11 protein-coding genes and 1 pseudogene are annotated in these 11,680 nt (G+C 73.7%); 8 read left to right on the forward strand and 4 right to left on the reverse strand.

All coding sequences use genetic code 11. From position 1 onward, the window contains the following. From BGM09_RS18155 to BGM09_RS18165, 3 genes are all read right to left on the reverse strand, one after another. On the reverse strand, positions 1-1,173 hold a 1,173-nt coding region (locus BGM09_RS18155), incomplete at its 3' end, for a sensor histidine kinase (protein WP_317452762.1). 89 nt (positions 1,174-1,262) lie between these two features. Further along, entirely contained in the window at positions 1,263-1,541 is a 279-nt protein-coding gene (pspAA, locus tag BGM09_RS18160; RefSeq protein WP_188282672.1) for a PspA-associated protein PspAA, read from the reverse strand. A 142-nt stretch (positions 1,542-1,683) separates the two neighbouring features. Further along, positions 1,684-2,475, reverse strand: a complete 792-nt coding sequence (locus BGM09_RS18165; RefSeq protein ID WP_188282673.1) for a PspA/IM30 family protein — start codon at positions 2,473-2,475, stop codon at positions 1,684-1,686. A 205-nt stretch (positions 2,476-2,680) separates the two neighbouring features. Here BGM09_RS18165 and BGM09_RS18170 point away from each other — a divergent pair, with 205 nt between their 5' ends. The 3 genes from BGM09_RS18170 (at position 2,681) to BGM09_RS18180 (ending at position 5,628) form a co-directional block, all read left to right on the forward strand. Next, positions 2,681-3,262: a DUF3043 domain-containing protein gene (locus BGM09_RS18170; RefSeq protein WP_188282674.1), complete on the forward strand. Its 582-nt coding sequence runs from the start codon at positions 2,681-2,683 to the stop codon at positions 3,260-3,262. A gap of 255 nt (positions 3,263-3,517) precedes the next feature. Next, a complete protein-coding gene (locus BGM09_RS18175) occupies positions 3,518-4,297 on the forward strand; it encodes a methyltransferase domain-containing protein (protein WP_188282680.1) in 780 nt (259 codons plus the stop codon). A 239-nt stretch (positions 4,298-4,536) separates the two neighbouring features. Next, the gene (locus BGM09_RS18180) at positions 4,537-5,628 is read left to right on the forward strand and encodes a S1C family serine protease (protein WP_188282675.1); all 1,092 of its coding nucleotides are present in this window, start codon (positions 4,537-4,539) and stop codon (positions 5,626-5,628) included. An 80-nt stretch (positions 5,629-5,708) separates the two neighbouring features. Here the strand turns inward: BGM09_RS18180 and BGM09_RS18185 are convergent, their stop codons facing one another. Next, positions 5,709-5,918, reverse strand: a complete 210-nt coding sequence (locus BGM09_RS18185; RefSeq protein ID WP_188282676.1) for a hypothetical protein — start codon at positions 5,916-5,918, stop codon at positions 5,709-5,711. 188 nt (positions 5,919-6,106) lie between these two features. Between BGM09_RS18185 and BGM09_RS18190 the strand changes: the two genes are divergently transcribed. The 5 genes and pseudogenes from BGM09_RS18190 to BGM09_RS18210 all read left to right on the forward strand — a co-directional run. Beyond that, positions 6,107-7,291, forward strand: a complete 1,185-nt coding sequence (locus BGM09_RS18190) for a bifunctional adenosylcobinamide kinase/adenosylcobinamide-phosphate guanylyltransferase (protein ID WP_188282677.1) — start codon at positions 6,107-6,109, stop codon at positions 7,289-7,291. Positions 7,292-7,691: 400 nt separating this feature from the next. After that, positions 7,692-8,840 carry a nicotinate-nucleotide--dimethylbenzimidazole phosphoribosyltransferase gene (gene cobT / locus BGM09_RS18195; protein WP_188282678.1) on the forward strand — a complete coding sequence of 383 codons (1,149 nt, stop codon included), beginning with the start codon at positions 7,692-7,694 and terminating at the stop codon, positions 8,838-8,840. Between the two features lie 73 nt (positions 8,841-8,913). Next, entirely contained in the window at positions 8,914-10,668 is a 1,755-nt protein-coding gene (locus BGM09_RS18200; RefSeq protein ID WP_188282679.1) for a phosphatidylglycerol lysyltransferase domain-containing protein, read from the forward strand. A 37-nt stretch (positions 10,669-10,705) separates the two neighbouring features. Beyond that, positions 10,706-11,455, forward strand: a complete 750-nt coding sequence (locus BGM09_RS18205; protein ID WP_317452763.1) for a hypothetical protein — start codon at positions 10,706-10,708, stop codon at positions 11,453-11,455. Between the two features lie 78 nt (positions 11,456-11,533). After that, positions 11,534-11,680 (forward strand): annotated as a pseudogene (locus BGM09_RS18210) (adenosylcobinamide-GDP ribazoletransferase); the annotation flags it as partial.

Genomic DNA, 11,680 nt, shown 5'->3' on the forward strand with positions numbered 1-11,680 from the left:
TGAAACGCCCGTACCGCCCGCGCCGCTGCCGCGCCGGGGACCCGGCAGCGCGCCGGACGGGAGCAGTGAGGCGGCCTCGCCGGGGGCGCCGTCGTCGTCCACCACGACTTCGAGCACGCCCGGCTCGCGGCGGATGCGGACGACGGCGCCCGCGCCGGGGCCCGCGTGCTTCTGCACGTTCGTGAGCGACTCCTGGATCACGCGGTACGCGGTGAGGTCGACGCTGGCGGGCAGCGGCGGCACGGCCGGGTCCTCCGCCGCGCTCCCGCCCCGCTCCCCCGGCCCTTCACGCGCGTCCTCGCGCACCTCGTGGCCGTCCACCGCGCATTCGACGGTGACGCGCAGCCCGGCGCGCAGGAAGCCGTCGAGGAGCTGGTCGAGGACGGCCAGGCCCGGCGCCGGTTCCATCGGCGCCTCGGGCTCTCCTGACTGGCGCAACAGGCCGACAGTGGCGCGCAGTTCGTGCAGGGCGGACCGGCTCGCCTCGCGGACGTGCGCGAGGGCCTGCTTGGCCTGGTCGGGCCTGCTGTCCATGACGTGCGCGGCGACCCCGGCCTGCACATTGACCAGGGCGATGTGGTGGGCGACCACGTCGTGCAGCTCGCGGGCGATCCGCATCCGTTCCTCCGCCACCCGCCGTCTGGCCTCCTCCTCGCGGCTGCGTTCCGCGCGCAGCGCCCGTTCCTCGACGGCGGCGACGTACGCGCGGCGGCTGCGGGCCGCGTCACCGGCCGCCGCGGCCATGCCCGTCCACGCGAAGACGCCGAAATTGGACTGCCCGTACCAGGGCCCCGGGCCGCAGGACATGGCCAGCGCGGTCAGTCCGACGCTGACCAGCAGGCCGGTGATCCAGGTGGTGTGCCGGTCGGTGCGGGCGGCGACGGTGCACAGGGCGAGGGCCACCGCGAAGATCACCGGGATGCGGCCGTCGACCGGGCGCAGCGCGATGAAGACCGCGGAGAGCGCGCAGGTGAAGACCAGCACCGCCCACGGGACGCGGCGGCGCAGGACGAGCGACCCGCAGGCCAGCGCCGCGAGCGCGGTGTCGACCAGGCCGAGCCGGTACGTCTGGATCCCGGCCACCGTGCCGGCCAGGATCACCGCGAAGACGACGGCGGCGAGACCCGCGTCAGCCGTCCCCTGGTGCGCCCGCAGCCAACGGCTCGGGCCCACGAGAGGATTCCTCGGCGGAAGCGGATACTGCACGGTAGGCAACGGTACGGGAAGCCCGGCGCGCCCCGTACCCGCCCGGTGCTCCGCCCTCAGCCCGGGATCAGTCCGTCGTCGTTGAGCAGTTCACGGACCTCTTCGAGGCTCGCGTCGGGCGACGGCAGGATCAGCGTCGACGGCTCCAGGGAGTCGTCGGGCACCGGCTCGCCGAAGCGGCGGACCGCGTCGAGCAGGGCGCCCAGCGTGCGCCGGAAGCCCTCCTCGTCCCCGTTCCTGACCTCGGCGAGCAGCTCGTCGTCCAGCTTGTTCAGCTCGCCGAGATGGCTCTCGTCGAGCCCGACCTGGCCCTCCCCCATGATCCGTACGATCATGACGGCCTCCTCCGTAACCCTGCTGACGTCGCCGCCCGGCGGCCGAGCTTGCCTGTCCTGCGTACTGCTGCGGTGCGGGCCGATGTCTCCATCGACCGCCGGTCACGACCTCTCGCTGGTCACGACCCACCGCTGGTGGGACCTACTGCTTGTCGAACCGCGGGGTGTCCTGCGGTTCGGGCGCGGCGGCCTGACCGCCCTGCCCGCCCTCGATCGCCTGCGGCGCGCTGCCGCCGGCCAGCTCGGCCTTCATCCGCTGGAGCTCCAGCTCCACGTCGCTGCCGCCGGAGAGGCGGTCGAGCTCGGACTGGATGTCGTCCTTGGCCAGACCGCTCGGGTCGTCGAGCGCGCCCGAGGCCAGCAGCTCGTCGAGAGCGCCCGCACGGGCCCTGAGCTGCTCGGTCTTGTCCTCGGCACGCTGGATCGCCATGCCGACGTCGCCCATCTCCTCGGAGATGCCGGAAAAGGCTTCACCGATCTGGGTCTGCGCCTGGGCCGCGGTGTACGTGGCCTTGATGGTCTCCTTCTTCGTACGGAAGGCGTCCACCTTGGCCTGCAACCGCTGGGAGGCGAGCGTGAGCTTCTCCTCCTCGCCCTGGAGCGTGGTGTGCTGCGTCTCCAGGTCGGCGACCTGCTGCTGGAGGGCGGCCCGGCGCGACAGCGCCTCACGGGCCAGATCCTCACGGCCCAGCGCAAGCGCCTTGCGCCCCTGGTCCTCGTAGGTCGACGACTTCTTCTGCAACTCCGTGAGCTGCAATTCGAGCCGCTTACGGGAAGTGGCGACGTCCGCCACGCCCCGCCGTACCTTCTGCAGCAGTTCGAGCTGCTTCTGGTACGAGTAGTCGAGCGTCTCGCGCGGGTCCTCGGCCCTGTCCAGGGCCTTGTTGGCCTTCGCGCGGAAAATCAGTCCCATCCGCTTCATGACACCGCTCATGGGCCTCGCGCGCCCCCTTCTCCGGCAACTGCTCCAGCATGCCTCAGCACCTCTACAGACCCCAGCCTACGGGCCCTGGTTCCATTACCGCACTGTTCGGGTGCGGATGCGGTCATCCGTAGGGACGATCACGGTTCGGTGACCTCAGGCCCAAGGAGTAGGTGAGGGGCTGGGGCCGGGCCCGGGAACCACGTAACCTGGGGGTGTGTTCCGACGTCGTTCCGAAGATGAGCAGGTCTCGACCACCGCGGTGATCGAGGACCAGGTACGTGACCCGCAGGCTCCCAAGGGTCGCCCCACTCCCAAGCGCAGTGAGGCCCAGAGCCAGCGCCGCAAGGCCGTCACCGCGCCGACCGACCGCAAGGCGGCCACGCGGCAGGCCCGCGACACCCGCCGCACCGAGATGGCCAAGCAGCGCCAGGCACTGGCCGGTGGTGACGAGCGGTATCTGCCGGTCAGGGACAAGGGGCCGGTGCGCAAGTTCACCCGTGACTACGTCGACTCGCGGTTCCGGGTGGCCGAGTTCTTCCTGCCGGTCGCGGTCCTGATCCTCGTGATGAGCATCATCGGCTCCTTGCAGAGCCTGTCGCTGCTGCTGTGGCTGGTCGTGATCGTGGCGATCGTGGTCGACTCGTTCATCACCTCGTTCCGGCTGCGCCAGCAGTTGCGCAAGCGGCTCCCCGACAAGAGCCACAAGGGCGCCGTCGCCTACGGGCTGATGCGCACCCTCCAGATGCGGCGTCTGCGGCTGCCCAAGCCGCAGGTGCGGCGCGGCGACGAGCTCTGAACGGCGACCGGCTCTGAACGGCGGCGGGTTCTGAACGACGCGAGGGCGGCCGACGCCGCCGGTTTCGGTGCGCCCGCTCCGGGCGGGAGTGACCCGTCCGCCGGGTCCTTCGGCGTGGTGACGCCGTACGGGTCGGCGTATCCGGGCGGCGCGTACGGCTTCGGTACTCCGGCGGCCGGTGTGCCCGTCCCGCCCCGGGTTCCCGCCGCGGAGCCGCCCGGCGCGGGCGGCTTCTCCGGCGGCGCGGGCAACTGGCTGGCCGGACTCGACGGCCTGCGGAACACCGTCAGGCAGGAGCTGGTCTCGCGCCAGCTCGACGAGCGCCTGGCCGCGCACTTCCCGCCCAGCGGCGGCGCGCACGCCCGGCGCCAGCGGTCGCTGCGCGTCCTGGACATCGGCCCCGGCCAGGGCACCCAGGCGCTGCGGCTGGCCCGCGCGGGCCACATCGTGACCGGTCTGGAGTCCGACCCGGCGATGCTCACCTCCCTGCGGGCCGCGGTCGCCGCCGAGCCGCAGGAGGTACGCGACCGGATGGCGCTGCTGCGCGGCGACGGCCGCCAGACCGGCCGCCACTTCGGGCCCGCCTGCTTCGACGTGGTGCTCTGCCACGGCGTGCTCATGTACGTGCCCGACCCCGAGCCGCTGCTCGCCGCGCTCGCCAGGGTGCTGGCCCCCGGCGGCCTGCTCTCGCTGCTCGTGCGGAACGGCGACGCGCTGGCCATGCGGCCGGGGCTGCTCGGCGACTGGTCGGGCGCCCTGGGCGCGGTCGGCGCCACCGGCTACACCAACCGGCTCGGCCTGACCACCCGCGCCGACCGGCGCGAACGCCTCACGGCCACGCTCGCCGGGATCGGCGTGCCCCTCCAGGAGTGGTACGGGGTGCGGGTCTTCACCGACACCGCGCCCGACGGCGCGCGCCCCCCGCAGGACCCGCACGAACTGGCCCAACTGCTCGACGCGGAGGAGGCCGCCGGGCGGACCGATCCGTACCGCGCGGTGGCCGCGCTGTTGCACCTGTGCGGCGTGCGCTGCTGAGCGCACCCGCGTGAAGGTCCCTACGGAGGCCCGTGTGGAGGCCCGGACGGAGGCCCGGGGGGAGGCCCGGACGGAGGCCCGGGGGGAGGCCCGGACGGAGGCCCGTGTGGAGGCCCGGGGGGAGGCCCGCGTGAAGGCCCGTGTGGAGGCCAGGACAAAGGACGGTGTCCCTGCGGGGGCGAGACCCGTTTGGCCGTGCGGACCGGGTCAGGGGCAGCCGTAAACGCGACAATTCAGGCATGAGTGGATCGCGTACCCCTTGGCACCGCACCCGGTTCCTGCTGCCCGGCGCCGCGGCCGTCTGCGCGACGGCGATGTTCGCCTCCGGTTGCAGCTCCGACTCCGGCTCGGCGGCGAGGTCGGCCCCCGCCACGGTGGCGCCCGCGGCCGACACGTCCTCGTCGGGGAGCAACGACCTCCAGACGTCGTACGAGAACACCGTGAAGAACGTACTGCCGTCGGTCGTGCAGATCACCACATCGTCCGACCTCGGTTCCGGGGTCGTGTACGACGACAAGGGCGACATCGTCACGAACGCCCATGTGGTCGGCACCGCGAAGAGCTTCCAGGTCAACCTGGCCACCGGCGGCAAGGCGCTGGCCGCGACCCTGGTGGCGACCTACCCGGCCGAGGACCTGGCCGTGATCAGGCTGTCGTCGCCGCCGAACGGTCTGCACCCGGCGACCTTCGCGGACTCCTCGAAGGTCGCGGTCGGCCAGATCGTGCTGGCGATGGGCAATCCGCTGGGCCTGTCGAGCAGCGTCACCGAGGGCATCGTGTCGGCGACCGGCCGCACCGTCAGCGAGGGCGCCACGGGCGGCGGGACCGGCGCGACCATCCCCGACATGGTGCAGACCTCGGCGTCGATCAATCCGGGCAACAGCGGCGGCGCGCTGGTGAACCTCGCCAACCAGGTCATCGGCATCCCGACGCTGGCCGCGACCGACCCGCAGCTCGGCAGCGGCTCGGCGCCCGGCATCGGCTTCGCGATCCCGTCCTCGACGGTCACCCGGATCGCCGGCCAGATCATCAAGGACGGCAAGGTCGTGGACTCCGGCCGGGCGGCGCTCGGCATCACCGTGCGCGGCGTCGTGGACAACGGGCTCCAGCCCGCGGGCGCCGCGATCGTCTCGGTGACCAAAGGCGGCGGCGCCGAGAAGGCCGGGCTCAAGGCGGGCGACGTGATCACCAAGCTGGGCTCGACGGCGATCACCACGGCGCAGACGCTGACCGAGGCGCTGGCCTCGTACAAGCCGGGCGACAAGGTCCAGGTCGGTTACCAGGAGGACGGGGCGGCGAAGACCGTGGAGGTCACGCTGGGCTCGCTGTGAGCGCGGTACGGCATGACGACGGCGGTGCCGCACCCCATGCGCGGGTGCGGCACCGCCGTCGTCCCGGACCGGCCCCGAGGTCAGTCCTCGTCGCCGTGCAGGCTCATCGGGCCGTAGATCTTGGTGTCGCCGTCGAAGAGGTGGACCTGGTCGGCGCCGCCTTCCAGCAGTTCCTTCCAGACCTCGCCCACCCAGGACTCCGCGTCGCCCTGTGTGGTGAACTCCTCGGGCTGCACCGCGGGCTGCACCTCGGTGCCGTCGGCCTTCTCGAACCGCCACGTCCACGCCATATGTGTCTCTCCTCGGTCCCGTCGGTCCACCGTGCCGCCCGCACTCCCGTTCCCGCCGCCGCGAGCTGCGGGGATCACAGGGTGCGTGCCGCCTGCACCGCAGCGTATCGGGAGTCCTCGCCGTACCGGGAGTCTCCGCATGGCGGACCCCGCGCGCCCGGCGCGGCGGGACGCGAGACGATCGTCCCGTGGAACTGACTCTGCTCGGCACGGGCGGCCCCGAGGGGCTGCCGCTGCCCGACTGCCCCTGCGCGGCGTGCGCGGTCGCCGTCGGCGCGGGCGCGCGCGGCGCGACCGCCGTTCTGGTGGACGGTGTGGTGCTGCTCGACCTGACGCCCGGGGTGGCGCTGGCCGCGGCGCGGGCCGGGCACACCCTCGGCGGGCTGCGCCTGGTGCTGCTCTCGCACCCGCACGACGGCCCGGCCGTGGAGATCCCGCCGGGGCTGCCCGCCCCGACCCGCGTCCCCGACGGGCAGCGGCTCGCGCTGATCACCGGGCACCACGTGCAGGCCGTGGCCATGGACGCGCCCGGCACCGGGTACGCCATCGAGTCCCCCGACGGGCTGCGCGTGCTCTATCTCCCGCCGGGCGGCGCGCCCGCCGGGACGCCGGACGGGCAGGCGCCGTACGACCTCGTCCTGCTCGACGCCGTCGGACGGCCGGACGCCCTCGCCCGGCTGCGCGCCGCGGGCGCCGTCGGGCCGACGACCGACGTGGTCGTCGTCCATCTCGACCACGGGGCGCCGCCGCGGCCGGAGCTGGGCCGACGGCTGGCCGCCCTCGGGGCCCGCGCGGTCCCTGACGGTACGACGCTGACCGTCGGCGACTACCAGGAGGTGCCGGACATCCCGCGCCGGACCCTCGTGCTGGGCGGGGCCCGGTCGGGCAAGTCCGCCGAGGCCGAGCGGCGGCTGGCCGGTTTCCCCGGCGTCCTCTACGTCGCCACCGGGGGGTCACGCGACGGCGACGACGAGTGGGCGCGGCGGGTGGCCGCCCACCGCGAGCGCCGGCCCGCCTCGTGGCGCACCGAGGAGACCTGCGACCTCGTCCCCCTGCTGACCGCTCCCGGCCCGCCCCTCCTCATCGACTGCCTCGGCCTCTGGCTCACGTCCGTCCTCGACAAGGCCGACGCGTGGGCGCCGGGGGCTTCCCTCGACGAGGTCCGCGGCCGTGCCGCCGAGCTCGTCGCCGCCTTTCGCCGCACGTCCCGTACCGTCGTCGCCGTCTCCAACGAAGTCGGCTCCGGCGTCGTCCCCTCCCACCCCTCCGGCCGCCTCTTCCGCGACGAGCTCGGCCGTCTCAACGCCGCCGTCGCCGCCGAATCCGAAGCCGTTCTCTTTTTGGTGGCCGGACTCCCCCTCCCCCTCCGCTGACCCGCCTCCGGCCCGGTGGTCGGAAACCCGCTCCTGCCCCTACCGGGACCGGCGGTGCCTTACAGCTCTCGTCCCGGCAGGGGACACGGTGAGCCCTGGGCGGAAGAGGGCCCGCCCCCTCAGGGGCGCGAGGAACTGCGCGAGCAACCCACCACCGGCCCGGTGGTCGGGAAACAACAGCATCCGCCCCGCTGGGGCCGGTGGTAACCATCGCCACCGTCGTGGGCCGGCCGCGCAGTTCCCCGCGCCCCCAAAGACTCCGCCCACCCGGGCGAAAAGCGGTCCGCCCCACCCAGGGGCGCACGGAACCCGGGGCGGAAGAGGGCGCCCGCCCCGGCACGGGGCGCGGGGGGTTGTACCCCGGAAGGCCGCCGTCAGGCGGAAGGGTAGGGTTCCACGGGTGAGCGGCATCGACTTGGACGACTTCGGCTCCCTCGTGGAGCGGCCCGACGCTGGGGTTCGACGGGACTCGCAGGAGCGCTGGCAGAAGCTGGTGCGACCGGCGGGAGGGCTGGGGAAACCGGCCGAGCTGGCGGACTGGCTGGCGGCGGTGCGCGGCGAGCTGCCGACCGGGCCGATCGCGGCGCCGCGGGCGCTGATCTTCGCGGCCGACCACGGCGTGGCCTCGCTGGAGGTGTCGGCGCGGAAGGCCGGTACGGCCGCCGAGCTGGTGAAGGCGGTGCTGGACGGCACCGCACCGGCCAGTGTGCTGGCGCGCCAGTACGGCGCGCACGTCGACGTCATCGACATGGCGCTGGACTGCGACCCGTCCGAGCTGCCGGACTACGTGACGGCGCACCGCGTGCGCCGCGGCTCCGGCCGGATCGACATCGAGGACGCGCTGACCCGGGAAGAGGCCGAGCAGGCGTTCCGGGTCGGCATGACCGTCGCGGACGAGCAGGCGGACTCCGGCACGGACCTCGTACTCCTCGGCGACCTGAGCGTCGGCGGCACGACACCCGCCGCCGTACTGATCGCGGCGCTGTGCGGCACGGACGCCTCCGTCGTCACCGGCCGCGGCTCCGGCATCGACGACCTCGCGTGGATGCGCAAGTGCGCCGCGATCCGTGACGCGCTGCGCCGGGCCCGCCCGGTCCTCGGCGACCAGCTCGCGCTGCTGGCCGCGGTCGGCGGCGCCGACTTCGCCGCGATGACCGGCTTCCTGCTCCAGGCGGCGGTCCGCAAGCTCCCGGTGGTCCTCGACGGAGTCGTCAGCGCCGCGTGCGCGCTGGTCGCCCAGCGGATCGCCTTCCGGGCACCCGACTGGTGGCTGGCGGGTCACGCCAGCGGCGAGCCGGGCCAGGCGAAGGCCCTGGACCGGATCTCCCTCGAACCGCTGCTCGACCAGGGCGTGCACCTCGGCGGCGCGGCCGGCTCCCTGCTGGCCCTCCCCCTCCTCCAGGCCGCGGCGGCGCTGTCGGCCGAACTCCCGTACCCGGCGGAGAAGCCGGACCCGGACCCGGACCCGGAGCCAGAGAAGGACCCGGAGCCGGAGCCGGAGCCGGAGCTCGCCCCCGAGCCGCAGCCGGAAGCCGACCCGGCCTCGTAGCACGCGCAGCACGACCGCCCCGAGCGGCAAGCCGCACCCGTAATTCGGGCATTACGTCATAAAATCCCCTCCTATGGGAACGGGCAGCACCACCAGCACACAGCCGCGCCCTCACGCGTGTCCGGGACGCGCGGCCACCTTCGCCGTCCGCTACCTGCGCACCGTCGCCTGCGTGAATCTCCTCGGCGCCGTCTGGGTCTCCTTCGGCCAGGACATCCGCCGCCACAACGTCGAGGACTATTTCACCCCGTACCTGCTGAGCGCGGGCTTCACCTCCGGCGCCTTCGCGCTCTTCCTGGCCGTCACCATGCGCCGCCGCAAGCGCGCCGCGTGGATTCTCAACCTGGTGCTGTGCGGGCTGTTCCTGGCCGCGCTGTCGGTCAGCATGGTGTGGCCCGACATCCACCGGCACGCCCAGAACTGGATCTCGCTGGCGCTCACCGCCGCCTTCCTGGCGGCGCTGCTCGTCGGCCGCGGCGAGTTCCGGGCGAAGGGCGACCCGGCCAACCCGCGGGACGCGGCCCTGGTGGCCGCCGCCGGTCTGCCGCTGGCCGCGCTGCTCGGCACCGCGCTGGTCACGGTCACCAACGACGAACAGGGCGCGGGCTTCGGCGACTGCCTCGGCTACGCGGTCCTGCGGCTGGTGTCCCTGGTGCCTGACGACAGCGGCTCGCTGACCATCTCCACGCCCGGCTGGGTGGACGTCGTCATCAACGCCATGAGCGCCCTGCTCTTCCTGCTCGCGCTCTTCGTCGCCTTCCGCTCGCCGCGCGGCCGGGCGCTGCTGTGCCCGGCGGACGAGGAGCGGCTGCGCGGCCTGCTCGACCGGCACGGCGACCGCGACTCGCTCGGCTACTTCGCGCTGCGCCGCGACAAGAGCGTCATCTGGTCGCCCAGCGGCAAGTCGGCCATCGCCTACCGGGTGGTGGGCGGTGTGTCGCTGGCGTCCGGCGACCCGATCGGCGACCCCGAGGCGTGGCCCGGCGCCATCGAGGCGTGGCTGGCGGAGGCGGCGGGGCACGCCTGGGTGCCCGCCGTGATGGGCGCGAGCGAGGAGGCCGGTACGGTCTACGCCCGGCACGGCCTGGACGCGCTGGAACTGGGCGACGAAGCCATCGTGGACACCGCCGAGTTCACCCTCGACGGCCGCGCGATGCGGACCGTCCGGCAGGCGTACAACCGGGTCGCGCGCTCCGGCTGCACCGTACGCGTCCGCAGGCACGCCGACATCCCGGCCGCGGAGATGGCGGCGCTGCTGGAACGGGCCGACCGGTGGCGGGACGGCGGGACGGAGCGCGGCTTCTCGATGGCGCTGGGGCGGCTTGGCGACGCGGGTGACGGGCAGTGCGTGATGGTCGAGTGTCACGACGGCGACGGCGTGCCCAGGGCGCTGCTGAGCCTGGTGCCGTGGGGTCCGCGCGGGCTCTCGCTGGACCTGATGCGGCGTGACCGGGGCGCGGACAACGGGCTGATCGAGTACATGGTGATCGAACTCGTCCAGCGGGCGGACGAGGTCGGCGTCGAGCAGATCTCGCTGAACTTCGCGATGTTCCGCTCGGTCTTCGAGCGCGGCTCACGGCTCGGCGCGGGGCCCGTCCTGCGGGTGTGGCGGTCGCTGCTGACGTTCTTCTCGCGCTGGTGGCAGATCGAGTCGCTGTACCGGGCGAACGCCAAATTCCGCCCGGTCTGGGAGCCCCGCTATCTGCTCTTCGGCAAATCCAGCGAACTGCCCCGGATCGGTATCGCGGGCGCCCGCGCCGAGGGTTTCCTCGAAGCGCCCAGAATGCCGTCGCCGCTGCGCCGCAGAGAACGGTTCACCGCCAGGTGAGGGGTTCCGCGAGGGTTCCCGGTCCGACGGAGGCGGGGTGAGTACGGGCGGGCAGGTGCGGGAGTTCGCGCGCGCCGAGTGGGGGCAGCTGGCGTCCGACGTACGCGCCCGGCTGTGGGCCCGCGGCCTGCGCGCGCTTCCGCTGACGCTGTGGTCCTGCGTGGGCATCCTCGGCCTCCAACTCGTCCAGCACCAGCAGGGGATCAGCGACTGGGTGGACCGGCTGGGCGGCATCTACTGCACCCTGCCGTGGTGGAAGGCGCTGCTCCGCACCCCGCTCTCGCTGTTCGTCCCCGATCCGACGCTGCCGATCTGGGGTCTTGTCATCCAGGTCATCGTGGTCTTCGGGATCGCCGAGATCACGCTGGGCTGGCGCCGCACCCTGGCCATCGCGCTGTTCACCACCCTCGCCGGTACGGCCTTCGCCCGGTACTCCTACTGGGTCGGCCCCAATGGCTTCCTCGGCCTGCCCGTCGCCGAGTTGATCGGCCGCGACACCGGTCCTTCCGCCGCGGTGGTCGCCCTCGGGGTGTACGTCACGTGCCGCTACCGGGCCTGGTGGACGGCGGCGGCGGTGGTCCTGGGACTGGTCATCGAGGTGCTCTCGCTGGCCAATCTCGCGGGCTACGAGCACCTGACGGCGATTGTGGCGGTGCTGCTGCTGTTCGGGGCGGAGACGTGGTGGGTCCGACGGCGGCGGTCGCGCGGCGGCTCCTCGGGTGACGGCTCCTCGGGTGACGGCTCTTCGGGCGACGGCGGCCGGGACCACGCTGAACTGGCGCGATAGCCTCACGCGGTGACCGAATCCGCGTCCGAATCGGCGTCCGAATCGGCGCCCGAGCCCGAGCCCGACGGCGGGGCGACCGTGGGCGACGCCCTGCGCTTCGCCTTCGGCACGCTCAGCGTGCTGCCGGTGACGGTGACGCGCTGGGACCGGGCGGCGGCGCGCGGCGGGATGCTGGCCGCGCCGCTGGTCGGCGCCGTCGTCGGCCTCGGCGCCGCGCTCGGCGGC

It is taken from the genome of Streptomyces sp. CBMA29, from assembly GCF_014596445.1.
Taxonomy (GTDB): domain Bacteria; phylum Actinomycetota; class Actinomycetes; order Streptomycetales; family Streptomycetaceae; genus Actinacidiphila.